This window comes from Sphingomonas sp. SORGH_AS_0870 (assembly GCF_031453175.1).
Classification (GTDB): Bacteria; Pseudomonadota; Alphaproteobacteria; order Sphingomonadales; family Sphingomonadaceae; genus Sphingomonas.
The window spans coordinates 3054355-3069366 of the sequence record NZ_JAVIYW010000002.1 but is presented as its reverse complement, the minus strand read 5'-3'; the positions used below and the strand labels follow the sequence as shown (position 1 = coordinate 3069366).

The 15012-nt window shown below is 69.2% G+C and carries 12 protein-coding genes; 8 read left to right on the top strand and 4 right to left on the bottom strand.

Annotation, left to right across the window (positions count from 1 at the left end; all coding sequences use genetic code 11):
• The first annotated feature begins 6 nt into the window (after positions 1 to 6).
• On the top strand, positions 7 to 1854 hold the full coding sequence (locus QE363_RS14220) for a M2 family metallopeptidase (RefSeq protein ID WP_309696274.1): 1848 nt from the start codon (positions 7 to 9) through the stop codon (positions 1852 to 1854).
• A 275-nt stretch (positions 1855 to 2129) separates the two neighbouring features.
• On the opposite strand, the gene QE363_RS14215 is transcribed toward QE363_RS14220, so the two are convergent.
• The 4 genes from QE363_RS14215 to QE363_RS14200 form a co-directional block, all read right to left on the bottom strand.
• A complete protein-coding gene (locus QE363_RS14215) occupies positions 2130 to 2582 on the bottom strand; it encodes a hypothetical protein (protein ID WP_309696272.1) in 453 nt (150 codons plus the stop codon).
• A 58-nt stretch (positions 2583 to 2640) separates the two neighbouring features.
• The gene (locus QE363_RS14210; RefSeq protein ID WP_307099632.1) at positions 2641 to 4077 is read right to left on the bottom strand and encodes an AMP nucleosidase; all 1437 of its coding nucleotides are present in this window, start codon (positions 4075 to 4077) and stop codon (positions 2641 to 2643) included.
• Between the two features lie 81 nt (positions 4078 to 4158).
• Positions 4159 to 4377, bottom strand: coding sequence for a hypothetical protein (locus QE363_RS14205; protein ID WP_309696269.1), 219 nt, complete (start codon positions 4375 to 4377; stop codon positions 4159 to 4161).
• A 97-nt stretch (positions 4378 to 4474) separates the two neighbouring features.
• A complete protein-coding gene (locus QE363_RS14200) occupies positions 4475 to 4954 on the bottom strand; it encodes a peroxiredoxin (protein ID WP_309696267.1) in 480 nt (159 codons plus the stop codon).
• Between the two features lie 121 nt (positions 4955 to 5075).
• Between QE363_RS14200 and QE363_RS14195 the strand changes: the two genes are divergently transcribed.
• The 7 genes from QE363_RS14195 to QE363_RS14165 all read left to right on the top strand — a co-directional run bounded on the left by QE363_RS14195 (position 5076) and on the right by QE363_RS14165 (position 14887).
• A complete protein-coding gene (locus QE363_RS14195; protein ID WP_309696264.1) occupies positions 5076 to 5639 on the top strand; it encodes a YqgE/AlgH family protein in 564 nt (187 codons plus the stop codon).
• Positions 5640 to 5798: 159 nt separating this feature from the next.
• Positions 5799 to 7217 carry an adenosylhomocysteinase gene (gene ahcY, locus QE363_RS14190; protein WP_307099625.1) on the top strand — a complete coding sequence of 473 codons (1419 nt, stop codon included), beginning with the start codon at positions 5799 to 5801 and terminating at the stop codon, positions 7215 to 7217.
• 160 nt (positions 7218 to 7377) lie between these two features.
• Positions 7378 to 9765 carry a PAS-domain containing protein gene (locus QE363_RS14185; protein WP_309696261.1) on the top strand — a complete coding sequence of 796 codons (2388 nt, stop codon included), beginning with the start codon at positions 7378 to 7380 and terminating at the stop codon, positions 9763 to 9765.
• Positions 9762 to 10208 carry a tRNA (adenosine(37)-N6)-threonylcarbamoyltransferase complex ATPase subunit type 1 TsaE gene (gene tsaE / locus QE363_RS14180; RefSeq protein ID WP_309696259.1) on the top strand — a complete coding sequence of 149 codons (447 nt, stop codon included), beginning with the start codon at positions 9762 to 9764 and terminating at the stop codon, positions 10206 to 10208. Before QE363_RS14185 ends, tsaE begins: the two co-directional genes overlap by 4 nt.
• On the top strand, positions 10205 to 11188 hold the full coding sequence (locus QE363_RS14175) for a phosphotransferase (RefSeq protein WP_309698206.1): 984 nt from the start codon (positions 10205 to 10207) through the stop codon (positions 11186 to 11188). Before tsaE ends, QE363_RS14175 begins: the two co-directional genes overlap by 4 nt.
• A complete protein-coding gene (locus tag QE363_RS14170) occupies positions 11185 to 11940 on the top strand; it encodes a nucleotidyltransferase family protein (protein ID WP_309696256.1) in 756 nt (251 codons plus the stop codon). Before QE363_RS14175 ends, QE363_RS14170 begins: the two co-directional genes overlap by 4 nt.
• Positions 11933 to 14887, top strand: a complete 2955-nt coding sequence (locus tag QE363_RS14165; protein WP_309696254.1) for a PD-(D/E)XK nuclease family protein — start codon at positions 11933 to 11935, stop codon at positions 14885 to 14887. Before QE363_RS14170 ends, QE363_RS14165 begins: the two co-directional genes overlap by 8 nt.
• Positions 14888 to 15012: the final 125 nt, after the last annotated feature.

The window sequence follows — 15012 nt, the reverse complement described above, 5'->3', positions numbered from 1 at the left end:
AAAATGATGCTTCGCTCCGCCGTTTCCGGCACCGTGCTCGCCTTTGTGCTGGCGGGGGCCGCCCAGGCCCAAACCGCCCCGCAGCCCGCCCCGCGGCCCGCCGCTACCCAGCCCCCCGCCACCGTCGCGGGGGCCGATGCCTTCGTTGCGGATGCCGAGAAGACGCTGGCCGACAAGTCGGTCGGGGCGCAGCAGATCGCCTGGGTCAACGCGACCTATATTACCGACGACACCGACGCGCTGGCCGCCGCCTCGGGCGCGGAGATGACCGACCTCGCGGTCCGCTATGGCTTGGGCGCGGCGCGCTATCAGGCGCTGCCGGGCCTGTCCTATGACACCAAGCGCAAGCTGGACCTGCTGCGCGGCGGCATCACGCTGCCCGCGCCCACCACGCCCGGCGCGGCGGCGCAGCTGTCGATGCTGACCACGCGCATGTCCTCGGCCTATGGCAAGGGCAAGGGGCTGCGGAACGGCCAGCCGATCAACGGATCGGATATCGAGGCCGCGATGGGCAGCGAGCGCGATCCCGCCAAGCTGAAGGAAATGTGGGTCAGCTGGCACGACAATGTCGGCGCCCCGATGCGGCCTGACTATGCGCAGATGACCGCGCTCGCCAACCAGGGCGCCAGGGAGCTGGGCTATGTCGATGCCGGGTCGCTGTGGCGGTCCGGCTATGACATGCCGCCGGAACAGTTCGCGCAGCTGACCGACAGGATCTGGGGCGAGCTGGAGCCGCTGTACCAGGCGCTGCACACCTATGTCCGGTGGAAGCTGAACGAGAAATATGGCGATGCCGTCCAGTCGAAGACCGGCCCGATCCGCGCCGACCTGCTCGGCAATATGTGGGCGCAGGAATGGGGCAATATCTATGACCTGGTCGCGCCCAAGGGGGCGGGCGATGTCGGATACGACACCGGCGAGCTGCTGAAGGCCAAGGGCTATGATCCGATCCGGATGGTGAAGGCGGGCGAGGGCTTCTACTCCTCGCTGGGCTTCGCGCCCCTGCCGCAGAGCTTCTGGCAGCGTTCGCAGATCGTGAAGCCCGCCGACCGCGAGGTGATCTGCCACGCCTCTGCCTGGGATGTCGACAATAATGACGATATCCGGATCAAGATGTGCACGAAGGTCAATGCCGACGACTTCGTGACCATCCATCACGAACTCGGCCATAATTATTACCAGCGCGCCTATAAGGACCAGCCCTTCCTCTACAAGAACGGCGCCAATGACGGCTTCCACGAGGCGATCGGCGATACCGTCGCGCTGTCGATCACGCCCGATTATCTGGTCAAGATCGGGCTGCTCGATCCCGCCAAGGTGCCGAGCGCCGACAAGGATATCGGCCTGTTGCTGCGCCAGGCGATGGACAAGGTGGCGTTTCTGCCCTTCGGCCTGCTGATCGACAAGTGGCGCTGGGGCGTGTTCTCGGGCCAGATCCCGGCTAGCCAGTATCAGGCGGGCTGGGACGCGCTGCGCCTGAAATACCAGGGCGTGGTGCCGCCGGTCGCACGCGACGAGAGGAAGTTCGATCCGGGTGCGAAGTATCATATCCCGGCGGGCGTGCCCTATGCGCGCTATTTCCTGGCGCGGGTGCTCCAGTTCCAGTTCTACAAGGCGGCGTGCGACCAGGCCGGGTGGAAGGGGCCGCTCCACCGCTGCTCCTTCTATGGTAACAAGAAGGTCGGCGAGAAGCTGAACGCGATGCTGGCCATGGGCCAGTCCAAGCCCTGGCCGGACGCGCTTCAGGTGTTCACCGGCAGCCGCGAGATGTCGGGCAAGGCGCTGGTCGAATATTTCGCGCCGTTGAAGACGTGGCTCGACCAGCAGAACAAGGGTAAACCGCAGGGTTGGTGATGTTGTGAGGGGTGAATGGCGTTGCCCGCCCCTCCACCCCTCGCTTTCGCGAGCGGTCCCCCTCCCCAAGCACAGCTTGGGGAGGAATGAAGCGGCACCCCAAATCCTCCCCATCTTTGATGGGGAGGGGGACCGCCGCGCAGCGGTGGTGGAGGGGCGCTTAACCCAACGCCCGTTCAGGCTGAGCGAAGTCGAAGCCCACGTCTGGCCATAGGCCAAGGAGACAGGCCTTCCCCTGGCCTTCGACTGCGCTCAGGCTGAACGGAGGTCGGGGATCAGTCCTTCTTGCCGTCCTCGCCTTCGCCCTTGTCCCGCTTCGGCGTACTCCCCCGCAGCGTCAGCAGCGCCGCGGTCAGCCCGGCCGCCGCGGCGAGGCTCCCCAAAATCGACGCCACACCCCATTTGCCGCCGACCCGGTCCAGCCCATGCTTGCCCAGCACCGGCGCGGGCGCGGGTTTGATGGCGGCGGGCTTGCGCGGCGGCGCCTTGCGCGGTGCCGTCCGCTTGGTGGAGCGGGGTTTGGGCGGGGCCTTGGGCTTGGCGGGCTTCGGTGCGTCGGGCGCGAGTTCTTCGGTCGGGCTGGCCTCGGTTGCCTCGACGGGGCTTTCCTCCGGCTGTTCCGGGGGCTTGGGCGCCGGACGCTTCCGGGGCGCGGCGGTGCCCGCCGTCTTCGGCGTGGCGCGGCGGCGGGGCGGGCGTGGCTTCTTGGTGTCCGGTGTATCGACCATCGACATTCCCCTGTTTCGGTCCGTCTGCGTAACGCTTCGCCCCGCCCCCGGTTGCCGGTCAGCGGAAGGGCGGCTCGTTGAACGCGCGCAGCTTGCGGCTGTGCAGCTTGTTGCCCTCGCGGCGCAGCTGTTCGCACGTCTCGATGCCGATCCGCATATGCTCGCTGATCGCCCGCTCATAAAAGCGGTTGGCCTGGCCCGGCAGCTTCAGTTCGCCGTGCAGCGGCTTGTCCGACACGCAGAGCAGCGTCCCATAGGGCACGCGGAAGCGATAGCCCTGCGCCGCGATCGTCGCGGACTCCATGTCGATGCCGACCGCGCGGCTGAGCGAGAAGCGCAGCGCCGACTTGGAATAGCGCAATTCCCAATTACGATCGTCGGTGGTGACGATCGTGCCGGTGCGCAGCCGACGCTTGAGGTCGTCGCCCGACTGGCCGGACACGATCTCGGCCGCCTTGGCCAGCGCGACCTGAACCTCGGCGATGGCGGGGACCGGAATTTCGGGCGGCAGCACATCGTCCAGCACATGGTCGTCGCGCAGATAAGCGTGCGCCAGCACATAGTCGCCGATCCGCTGGCTGGGACGAAGCCCGCCGCAATGGCCGATCATCAGCCACGCCTCGGGCCGCATGACCGCCAGATGGTCGCAGATCGTCTTGGCGTTGGACGGGCCGACGCCGATATTGACCAGGGTGATGCCGGTGCCGTCCTTGGCGACCAGGTGATAGGCGGGCATCTGGTGCCGCCGCCAGGCGCTGTCGGTGACGATCTTGTCGACATCCTCGGGCCGCTCGATCACCACGCCGCCCGCGCCCGACAGGGCGGTGAAGCGCGAACCCTCGCCCAGTTGCGAAGCGCCCCAGCGGACGAACTCGTCGACATAGCGGTGGTAATTGGTGAACAGCACGAAACGCTGGCAATGTTCGGGCGGCGTGCCGGTATAATGGCGCAGCCGGGCGAGCGAGAAGTCGGTGCGAAGCCCGTCGAACAACGCCAGCGGCCGATTGCCGTCGGCGGTCATCCACAGCCCGTCGGCGATCTCGTCGCCGATATGCGCCAGCTCGGTCGCAGGGAAGAAGCGCGCCAGCTCGGCCGCCGACACCGTGTCCAGGCTCAGCGCATGGCCGGGATCGAGCACATAGGGGAAGGGAATTTCCTGCCGCCCGGCCACCGCCTCGACGGTGACGTCGTAATCCTCGATCAGCAGGGTCAGTTGCTCGACCAGATAATCCTTGAACAAGGCGGGCTTGGTGACGCTGATCCGATAATCGCCCGGCGATACCAGCCGTCCGAAGGAGCGCATCGGGGTCGGGCGTCCGACATCGCCGCGAAAGACCAGGCGGATTTCGGGATAGGCGAAACAGCCATGCGCCCGGTCGTCGAGCGAGGGCACGGTGCCGTCGCGAAGATAGGCGGTCAACGCGTCCTTTAGCCGCGTGACGGAGGCGGTGTAGAGGCGGTCGAGTTCCTCGACGATCTGTACGGCATTGGTCATGCTACAGGAGCTAGGCCCTGTCGCGGAAGCTGGCAAGCGGGTGCGGACGATGCCGTGGCCGTCCGCACCCGCCCCGTCGGGTCAGGCGCCCTGCGTCGAATTCTCGTCGTCGCTGGCGGTGCGCAGCTTGGCCGCGCCGAACGCCGCCCCGGCCACCGCCGCCGCGACGCCCGCCGCGATTCCGGCGGCGGCATAGGGGTGGCTCTTCACCGTGTCACCGGCGGCCTTGGCCGCGCCCTGCGCCTTTTCGGCCAGACTCTTGGCCTCGGTCTGCTTTTCGGGGGGGACATAGGTGGTCATGCCATGGTTCCTCTTGTCTGTTGATCCTCGCGTGTAAAACGCATGGGGACTTGGGGCTGTTCCGCCAGCGATCCAAATCCCCGCGTTGTCCGCTGGATCAGAGCTGGCTGAGGAGGTGCTCGGCCGAGCTGACCTTGAACTCGCCGGGCGCCTCGACGAACAGCTGTTCGACCACGCCGTCGTTGACCAGCATGGTGTAGCGCTGGCTGCGGAGGCCCATGCCGAACTTGGTGCCGTCCAGCGTCAGGTCGACCGCCTTGGCGAAGTCGCCATTGCCATCGGCCAGCATCGTGACGCCGCCCGCGCCCTGCACCTGGCCCCAGGCCTTCATGACGAAGGCGTCGTTGACCGAGGTGCAGGCGATCTCGTCCACGCCCTTGGCCTTCAGCGCATCGGCCTGGGCGATGAAGCCGGGCAGGTGCTGCGCCGAGCAGGTGGGGGTGAAGGCGCCCGGCACCGCGAACAGCGCGACGCGGCGACCGGCGAAGTAATCGGCGGCGTTCACCTGCTCGGGGCCCTCGGGCGTCACCTTGACCAGCGTGGCGGCGGGGAGGCTGTCTCCGACCTTGATCGTCATCGTTGCAATCCTTGGGGCATCGCGGCCCGGCACCATGCCGGGTGTCGGGGCCGTCCATGCCGCCAAGCCGCCCCGCATTTCAAGCATGGCGAGGCGAAGCGGTGATCCCTATAGTCGGGATGTGCATCAACTGACCTATCTCTCCGGCCAATTCCTGCTGGCCATGCCCGGCATGACCGATCCCCATTTCGATCATGCGATCATCGCGATGTGCGCGCATGACGGAGGCGGCGCGCTGGGCATCGGCGTCGGCGCGACGATCGACGGCATCGGTTTCCACGCGCTACTCGACCAGTTCGGCATCGCGCCCGGCGACGCACCCGACGCGCCGGTCCATTATGGCGGCCCGGTCGAGCCCCGGCGCGGCTTCGTGCTGCACAGCCATGACTGGCAGGGGCAGGACAGCGTCGATGTCGGCGGCCGCTGGGTCCTGTCGAGCACGGTCGACGTGCTGCGCGCCATCGCCGAGGGGCGGGGGCCGGAGCGCTGGATCGTCGCGCTCGGCTATGCCGGATGGGATGCGGGCCAGCTGGAGGGTGAGCTGCGCGAGCCGGGATGCTGGTTCAATGTCGGCGGCGAGCCGCGCATCCTCTATGATGTCGGCGCGGGCGCGCGGTGGCAGGCGGCGTTCGGCGCGGCCGGGGTCGATCCGCGCCAGCTGGTGACCGGCGGCGGCACGGCCTGAGCCCCGGTTCCCGCCGCTATCGACCCGCATCCGATACCCGCTCAACGATATAAAGATATCTTTATATTTGATCCCTAAGGCGATCGCCGCTAAGGCGTCGGCCGTGCCGATCGGCGTTTCCCACGTCTTGGTCGGCCCCATTTTGCACGGAGTTTCGTCGTGTCCACGACTGCTGCCACCAAGAACGATTACGTCATCAAGGATATCGGCCTGGCCGATTTCGGCCGCGCCGAGATCAAGATCGCCGAGACCGAGATGCCCGGCCTGATGGCCCTGCGCGAGGAATTCGGCGCGGCGCAGCCGCTCAAGGGCGCGCGCATCACCGGCTCGCTGCACATGACGATCCAGACCGCCGTGCTGATCGAGACGCTGACCGCGCTGGGCGCCGACGTGCGCTGGGCGACCTGCAACATCTTCTCGACCCAGGACCATGCCGCCGCCGCGATCGCCGCTGCGGGCATCCCCGTCTTCGCCGTGAAGGGCGAGACGCTGGCCGAATATTGGGACTATGTCGGCGACATTTTCGACTGGGACAAGAATGGTGACGGCACCACCGCCAACATCATCCTGGACGATGGCGGCGACGCGACCATGTTCGCGCTGTGGGGCGCCAAGCTGGAAGCCGGCCAGACCTTCGGCGAGCCCGAGAATGAGGAAGAGGTCGAGTTCCAGCGTTCGGTCAAGGCGTTCATCGCCAAGAAGCCGGGCTATCTGACCCAGACCGTCAAGAACCTGAAGGGCGTGTCGGAAGAGACCACGACGGGCGTTCACCGCCTGTACGAGATTGCCAAGAAGGGCGAGCTGCCCTTCCCGGCGATCAACGTCAACGACTCGGTCACCAAGTCGAAGTTCGACAACCTCTATGGCTGCAAGGAATCGCTGGTCGACGCGATCCGTCGCGCCACCGACGTCATGCTGGCGGGCAAGGTCGCCGCGGTCGCCGGTTTCGGCGACGTGGGCAAGGGCTCGGCCCAGTCGCTCCGCAATGGCGGCGCGCGCGTGCTCGTGACCGAGATCGACCCGATCTGCGCGCTGCAGGCGGCGATGGAGGGCTTCGAGGTCGTGACCATGGATGAGGCCGTGAAGCGCGCCGACATCTTCGTCACCGCGACCGGCAATGCCGACGTCATCACCGCCGATCACATGAAGGCGATGAAGCCGATGTCGATCGTCTGCAACATCGGCCACTTCGACTCCGAGATCCAGATCGCGGCGCTGTCGAACTACAAGTGGACCGAAGTGAAGCCCGGCACCGACCTGGTCGAGTTCCCGGACGGCAAGCAGATCATCGTGCTCGCCAAGGGCCGCCTGGTGAACCTGGGCTGCGCGACCGGCCATCCGTCCTTCGTGATGTCGGCCTCGTTCACCAACCAGACGCTCGCCCAGATCGAGCTCTGGACCAAGGGCGAGAACTACAAGAATGAAGTGTACGTTCTCCCGAAGCACCTCGACGAGAAGGTCGCCGCGCTCCACCTCGAAAAGCTGGGCGTTCAGCTGTCGAAGCTGAGCGAGAAGCAGGCCGCCTATATCGGCGTGCCGGTCGAGGGTCCGTTCAAGCCGGATCATTACCGCTACTGATCCCGCTCGGCTCCGGCCGATGGGAAGGGAAAGGGGGCTGCCCGGCCGGGCGGCCCCCTTTTTCGTGCGGGACACGCGGCGCTCTTCTTCATTCTGGCGCATCGCTGGCGGATCGGGTTAGAGGAGTAGGGATGCGCAGCCTTGCCCCGGACCTTGTCGGATGATCGCGATCAGCAGCGTCGAGGCGGCTTTGCTGGGGGCGGCGGCGTGCGCCGTCATCGTCACGGGCATGGTCCTGATGTTCCTGGGGCTGCGCGCCCGCAAGGAGGCCTCGGCGGTGCGGCTGGAGCGCGACCGGCTGGACGCGCTGCTGCGCGCCGGGCCGGCGCAGGCGATGCTGGTGCGCAGCGACGGGCGGATCGACATGCCCCGGCGCCTGGCCGACTGGCTGGGCCTGCCCGACGTCGCGCGCTTCCCCGAGGAGCTGGGGGACGAGGTCTGCGGCCTGAACCCCGACGACAGCGCCGCGCTGGGCATCGACCTGATCGCCGCGCAGAAGACCGGCAAGCGGTTCCGTCGGATCATCCGGCCGCAGGGGTCGCCCAGGACGCTGCTGTTCGACGGCGCGCGCGCGCCGCAGGACCAGGGCGCGGGCGGCGCGGTGGTCGTCTGGGTCTTCGACATGACCGATGCGCAGGACGAGATTGCGCGGCTAGATGCCGAGACCAAGCGGCTGGGCAATGCCTTCCAGGCGCTGACCGGGCTGATCGAGGCGGCGCCGCTGCCCATGTGGTATCGCGGCGACGACCTGCGGCTGGCGATGGTCAACACCGCCTATGTCGAGGCGGTCGAGGGGCGCGATGCCGCCGACGTGGTCGGGCGCGGGCTGGAACTGGTCGAGGGATCGGGGCGCGGCGGCCCGCTGGCGGGGGCGGCGGCGGCGCGCGACCAGGGACGACCGCACGAACAGGTGCTGCCCGCGACGATCGACGGGGCGCGGCGCGCGCTGCACATCTTCGACGTGCCGTTGCCAACCGGCGGCATTGCGGGCTTCGCGGTCGATATCGAGGATCTGGAACAGTCGCGCGCGGGCGCCAAGCGCTTCGCCGAGGCGCAGCGCGCGATGCTCGACCGGCTGTCGGCGGCGGTCGCGCATTTCGGGCCCGACCGGGGCCTCGTCTTCTGCAACCAGCCGTTCCGCCGGATGTTCGCGATGCGCGCCGAATGGCTGGCCGACCATCCCGAATTCGACCGCGTCCTGGAACGGATGCGCGAGGCCAGTCGCAGTCCCGAGGTGCGCGACTTTCCCGGCTGGAAGGCCGAGCGCGCCGCCTGGTTCCGCCAGGCGGGGGGCGGCATTGAGGAGCAATGGCATCTGCCCGGCGGCACCCATTTGCGCGTCGTCGCCCAGCCGCTACCCGATGGGGGCCTGCTGCTGATCTTCGAGGATCGGACTGAGGAAGTGCAGCTGGCCTCGGCGCGCGACACGCTGTTGCGGGTGCGCACCGCGACCTTCGACAATCTGTTCGAGGCGCTGGGCGTCTTCGCCGCCGATGGCCGGTTGCAGCTGTGGAACAACCGCTTCCGCGCGCTCTGGGGGCTGGAGGAGGAATTCCTGTCCAGCCATCCGCGTGTCGATGCCTTTGTCGACCGGGTCGCCGGGCGGCTGGCGACCCCCAGCCGGTCTGAGCTGATCGTCGAGCTGGTCCGGTCCGCGACGCTGGAGCGGCAGCAGCGCAGCGGGCGCGTCGCCTTTGCCGACGGGCGGCATTTCGAATTTGCGGGCGTGCCGCTGCCCGACGGCAACGCGCTGTTCACGCTGCTCGACATCACCGACAGCCGGCGTGCCGAACAGGCCGCGCGCGACCGGGCCGATGCGCTGGAGGCGGCGGACAAGGTCAAGACCGCCTTCGTCGCCAATATGAGCTATGAGCTGCGCACGCCGCTGACCTCGATCAGCGGTTTTGCCGAGATGCTGCATGGCGGCTTTGCCGGGCCGCTGCCCGATACCGCGATCAGCTATATCGAGGCGATCCTCGAATCGACCGAGCGGCTGGGGCTGCTGGTCGACGATGTGCTCGACCTGACCCGCGATCAGGTGGATGCCGACATCGCGCGCGAGGATGTGCAACTGGGCCGCGTCGCGCGTGCGGCGGCGGACACGATCCGTCCGGTCGCGGGGCGGCGCAAGCTGGACTTCGCGGTCGAGATCCACCGCTCGCTCGGCCGGATCACCGGCGACCGCCGCCGCCTGCAGGAGACGATCGAGCATCTGCTGCGCCATGCGGTCGAACAGACGCCCGAGGGCGGGCGCATCCTGCTCCATGCAGACGGCGATTCGGCGCGCGCGCGGATCGTGGTGTCCGACGACGGCCAGGGCATGGACGAACAGTCGGTCGCCCACGCCTTTGACCGCTTCGCCGAGCCGGGGATCAAGGCCACCGGCGAGCGCGCGCTGGGGCTGGGCCTGCCGCTCGCCAAGCAGTTCGTCGAGGCGCATGGCGGCACCATCAGCCTATTGTCCGAACCGGGGCAGGGGACGCTGGTCACGGTGGAACTGCCGCGAAGGGTGGCCGACAAGACCCCGACCGCAAAGGAAAAGCCATGACGATCCGGCTGGCCGATGCCGCCGCCACCGAGGATTTCGGCCGCCGCCTGGCCGCGCATCTCCGCCCCGGCGACGTGGTGACGCTGACCGGCACGTTGGGCGCGGGCAAGACCAGCCTGGCGCGCGGGCTGCTGGCGGCGCTCGGCCTGCCCGGCGAGGCGCCGAGCCCGAGCTTCGCCATCGTCCAACCCTATGCCCCGCCCGAGACGGCCTTTCCCGTGCTGCATGTCGATCTCTACCGGCTCGACGGGCCGGAACAGCTGGAGGAGCTGGGGCTGGACGAGGCGTTGTGGGACTCCGCGCTGGTCGTCGAATGGCCCGACCGGGCGGGCGAGGGCGCCTGGCCGCAGGCGCTGGCGCTGACGCTGGAGATGGATCCGGATGGCGGACGTGTCTTGACAGCCAGGGTCCCCTCGGGCTGGGAAGCGCGATGGCCGATATGACCCCGCCGGCGGACGCCGCCGCCTTTCTTGCAAGCGTCGGATGGGAGGGGGCGGTGATCGCGCCGCTCGCCGGTGACGCCTCGTTCCGCCGTTATTTCCGCGTGACGCGCGGGCCCCACAGCGCCGTCCTGATGGACGCGCCGCCGCCGCATGAGGACCCGCGCCCCTTCATCGCGATCGCGCGCTGGCTGGTCGGCCGGGGCTTTGCCGCGCCCGCGATCCTGGGCGCGGACGAGGTGCGCGGGCTGGTCCTGATCGAGGATTTCGGCGACGACCGGATGCGCGAGGCGATCGAGGCCGATCCCGACGCGACGGCGAAGCTCTATAGCGATGCGGTCGACCTGCTCGCGGCGCTGCGTGGCCATGCGCCCGAGGGGCTGGCTCCCTATGACGCCGCCGTCCTTCACCGCGAGGCGGCGCTGTTCCCCGAATGGTACACGCCCACCGTCGGCCTGGATGTCGATGTCGAGGGCTATCGCGCTGCCTGGGACCGGGTGTTCGCCCATGCCATCGCCGACAATCCCGTCACGGTGCTGCGCGACTATCATGTCGAAAATCTGATGCTGGTCGGCCCGATGCGGACGCTGGGGCTGCTCGACTTTCAGGACGCGCTGGCGGGCCATGCCGCCTATGACCTCGTCTCGCTGCTTCAGGACGCGCGGCGCGATGTCGAGCCGTCGATCGAGCAGGCGATGCTGGAACGCTATCTGGGCGCGACGGGCGAGGGGGATGCGTTCCTGAACGCCTATCATGTGCTGGGCGCGCAGCGGAACGCGAAGATCCTGGGTATCTTCACCCGGTTGTGGAAGCGTGACGGCAAGCCGCGTTACGCCGCGCTCTGCCCGCGCGTCTGGGCCTATCTGGAACGCGACCTGTCGCAGCCGGTGCTGGCGCCGGTCGCGGCCTGGTTCGACGACAATGTGCCGCCCGAGTTGCGCGGCGATCCCCATGTCCTTGCATCGCGGGGCGACGGCGAATGACCCGACAGCTTTCCATTCGGCCCACCCCGGCGGGCCTCGTGCCGCGCACCGCGATGGTGATGGCGGCGGGGATCGGCAAGCGGATGCGGCCTCTGACCGCAACCCGGCCCAAGCCCTTGGTATCGGTGGCGGGCAAGCCGCTGATCGATCACGTCTTTGACCGGCTGGTCGCAGCGGGCGTCGAGCGGGCGGTGGTCAATGTCCATTACCTGGCGGACCAGTTGGAGGCGCATCTGCGCGACCGGTTCCCGGAGATCGAGATCGTCATCTCGGACGAGCGCGACCAGTTGCTGGAAACCGGTGGCGGGTTGGTCAAGGCGCGGCCGCTGCTGGGCGACGCGCCGGTGCTGGTGGTCAACAGCGACAATCTGTGGGTCGACGGGCCGGTCGACGCGATCCGTCTGCTGGCATCGCGCTGGAACGAGGCCGCGATGGATGCGCTGCTGCTGATGGTGCCGCTGGCGCGCGCGCACAATCATCAGGGGCAGGGGGATTTCCATCTGGGGGCCGATGGCCGGATCACCGGGCGGCGCAGGCCCGGCCGGGTGGCGCCCTTCTCCTATACCGGGCTCCAGATCCTGCATCCCCGGATCATCGCCGATGCGCCCGAGGGGGCCTTTTCGACCAACCTGTTCTGGGACCGCGCGATCGCGGCCGGGCGCGCCTATGGCCAGGTGCATCAGGGGCTGTGGTTCGATGTCGGCACGCCGCGCGCCATTCCGCAGACGGAACTGATCCTCGCGGATGGCTGAGCCGCGCCGCCCGAGGCTGCACACGATCCCGGCGCATCGCGGGTTCGCCGATGCGCTGGTCGCCGGGCTGATGCGCCGGACGGGGGGCGATCCGCTGACGCTGGCGCAGGGCATGATCCTGCTGCCGACCAATCGCGGCGTCCGCGCGGTGACCGAGGCGTTCGTGCGCGCCAGCGGCGGCGGCCTGATCCTGCCGCGCATGGTGGCGCTGGGCGATCCCGAACTGGGCGAGGCGGCGGGCTCCGCGCTCGATCCGGCGGATGCCGAGGCGCCGCCGCCGCCCGCCATCGCGCCCTCCGCGCGCCGGATGATCCTGGCCCGGCTGGTCGAGCAGGAACGCCAGCGCGCCGGTCAGCCGGTCACGGCGGCCGAGGCGGTGCGGCTGGCGGGCGATCTGGCGCGCACGCTGGATCAGATGCTGGTCGAGGAGGTCGACCCGGCCGAACTCGCCGCGCTCGACCTGGGTCCCGAACTGACCGAGCATTGGCAATCGGCGCTGGCGACCTTCTCGGTGGTGCTCGACCGCTGGCCTGCGGTGCTGGCGAAGATGGGGCGGATCGATGCGGCGAAGCGGCGCACCCTGTTGCTCGACCGGACCGCGAAGCGCTGGGCTCAGGCGCAGCCCGCCGGGTTCGTCTGTGCGGCGGGCGTCACCGATACCGCCCCTGCGGTCGCGCGGCTGCTGCGCTGCGTGTCGGAGATGCCGGGGGGATCGGTGGTGTTCGCCGGGCTGGACCTGATCATGCCCGACGAGGAATGGGATGCGCTCGGCCCCCACAAGCCCGACCCCGATACCGGCCGCACCCGGCGATCGATCGAGACGCATCCGCAATATGCGCTGAAGCTGCTGCTCGACCGGATGAGCGTCGGGCGGGGCGAGGTGACGGTGTGGCGCGGCGGCGGCGATTATGACGCGGGGCCGGTGCGCGGCCGCGCCATCGCCAATGCCATGGCCCCGGCGGACTTTACCGGCAAGTGGACCGAGATGCCCGCCGAGGATCGGCGGCTGTCGGGCGTGTCGACCATCGAGCTCGCCACCCCCGCCGAGGAAGCCCAGGCGATCGCACTGGCGCTGCGCGAGGCGATCGAGGAGCCTGGCCGCACGGCGGCGCTCGTCACCCCCGATCGCGCGCTGGCGCGGCGGGTGGCGGCGCATTGTCGGCGGTGGAACATCCTGATCGACGATACGGCGGGGCGGCCCTTGTCGATCCTGCTGCCGGGGACGTTCCTGCTCCAGCTTGCCGAGGCGGCGGCGCAGCATTTCGCGCCCTTGCCGCTGCTGGCGCTGCTCAAGCATCCGCTGATCCGTGGCGAGATGGACCGGGTGGCGTGGCTGGACGGCGTGCGTGCGCTCGACCGGGCGCTCCGGGGGCCGCGTCCGGCGCCGGGGCTGGACGGGATCGCCGCGCATGTCGCCGACAAGCCGACCGCCGCCACCTTCTGGAGCCAGGCCGCGCCGATGCTGGAGGCGGTCGGGCGGACCTTTGGCGACGGGCCGCAGGGCCTGCGCACCCTGCTCGCCTGTCTGCGCGAATGCGGGCAGAGCCTGTGCGGCGACGCGCTGTGGACCGGACCGGCGGGGCGTGCGGCGGCCGAATTCCTGGCGGGCTATGAGGAACAGGCTGATCATGGCCCCGCGCGCGTCGATCCCGCCGAACTGCCGGGCCTGCTGCGCAGCCTGTTCGACGAGATCGCGGTGCGCGCCATCCCCCGCGAGGGGCAGCATCCGCGCCTCGCCATCTATGGCCCGATCGAGGCGCGCCTCCAGACCGCCGATCTGATGATCGCGGGTGGGCTGAACGAAGGCGTCTGGCCGGGCCGCCCCGCGCCCGATCCGTGGCTGGCGCCGCGCATCCGTTCGCTGCTGGGGCTGGTGGGCCTGGAGCAGCGGATCGGCATCGCCGCGCATGACCTGGCGCAAGCGATGGGCGCGCCGCGCGCGATCCTGACCCGCGCGCGCCGCGACGCCAGCGGGCCGACGCTCGCCTCGCGTTTCTGGCTGCGGCTCCAGGCGATGGCGGGCGACCGGTTCGAGGCGCATCCGACCCTCGCGCGCTGGGCGGAACGGCTCGACCGGCCCGACGACTATACCCCCGCGGATCGCCCCGCACCCAGGCCGCCCGCCGCACTGCGCCCCACGACCATTTCGGTGACCGAGGTCGACCGGCTGAAGGCCGATCCTTACGCCTTCTACGCGCGCCGGGTGCTCCGCCTGTCGCCGCTCGACCCGGTCGATGCCGATCCCAGCGCGGCGTGGCGCGGCACCGCCGTCCACGACATCCTGGAGATGTGGTGGAAGGAGGACCGTTGCGACGTCTCGGCGCTCCGCCCGCGTGCGCTGGCGATGCTGCGCGACCAGCGGACCCATCCGATGATGCGCGCGCTGTGGCAGCCGCGCCTGATCGAGGCGATCGACTGGATCGCCGCCGAGGTCGCCGCCAAGGCCGCCGAGGGCCGCCATGTCCTGAGCGCGGAAGGCAAGGGCGAGGCCAAACTGGCGGGCGTCACCCTGACCGGACGGTTCGACCGGATCGACAAGGCGGCGGACGGCGCGCTGGTGGTGATCGACTATAAGACCGGCAAGCCGCCCTCCACCACGGCGGTGCGCGAGGGGTTCAGCCTGCAACTCGGGCTGCTGGGCCTGATCGCCGAGCGTGGCGGGTTCGAGGGCGTGTCGGGCAAGGCGGGCGGTTTCGAATATTGGTCGCTGGGGCGCGGACGCGAGGGGCTGGGCTATATCGCCACCCCGGTCGACCCCGACGGCAAGCGCGAGCGGATCCGCACCGACGAGTTCGTCGCCATCGCGGCGTCGAATTTCGCCGAGGCGGCCGGGCAATGGCTGACCGGGGACGCGCCGTTCACCGCCAAGCTGGTGCCCGAATATGCGCCTTATGCGGAGTATGACCAGCTGATGCGGCGGGATGAATGGTATGGCCGTGATCGGTAAATCCTGGGCTGTGTTCGCACGTAATGGCGTGGCCTTCGACTTCGCTCAGGCTGAACGGAGCGGGGGCTTGGCTCCTACCTCCGTTCACGCTGAGCGAAGTCGAAGCGCACGGGACTCCCGCTGCC

Excerpts from the sequence above, each read along its gene's own strand:
- QE363_RS14220 (WP_309696274.1), top strand. The coding sequence starts at position 7 with ATGCTTCGCTCCGCCGTTTCCGGCACCGTGCTCGCCTTTGTGCTGGCG.
- QE363_RS14210 (WP_307099632.1), bottom strand. The coding sequence starts at position 4,077 with ATGACCAATGCCGTACAGATCGTCGAGGAACTCGACCGCCTCTACACC.
- QE363_RS14205 (WP_309696269.1), bottom strand. The coding sequence starts at position 4,377 with ATGACCACCTATGTCCCCCCCGAAAAGCAGACCGAGGCCAAGAGTCTG.
- tsaE (WP_309696259.1), top strand. The coding sequence starts at position 9,762 with ATGACGATCCGGCTGGCCGATGCCGCCGCCACCGAGGATTTCGGCCGC.
- QE363_RS14165 (WP_309696254.1), top strand. The coding sequence starts at position 11,933 with ATGGCTGAGCCGCGCCGCCCGAGGCTGCACACGATCCCGGCGCATCGC.
- QE363_RS14185 (WP_309696261.1), top strand. The coding sequence starts at position 7,378 with ATGATCGCGATCAGCAGCGTCGAGGCGGCTTTGCTGGGGGCGGCGGCG.
- QE363_RS14200 (WP_309696267.1), bottom strand. The coding sequence starts at position 4,954 with ATGACGATCAAGGTCGGAGACAGCCTCCCCGCCGCCACGCTGGTCAAG.
- QE363_RS14170 (WP_309696256.1), top strand. The coding sequence starts at position 11,185 with ATGACCCGACAGCTTTCCATTCGGCCCACCCCGGCGGGCCTCGTGCCG.
- QE363_RS14175 (WP_309698206.1), top strand. The coding sequence starts at position 10,205 with ATGACCCCGCCGGCGGACGCCGCCGCCTTTCTTGCAAGCGTCGGATGG.
- QE363_RS14215 (WP_309696272.1), bottom strand. The coding sequence starts at position 2,582 with ATGGTCGATACACCGGACACCAAGAAGCCACGCCCGCCCCGCCGCCGC.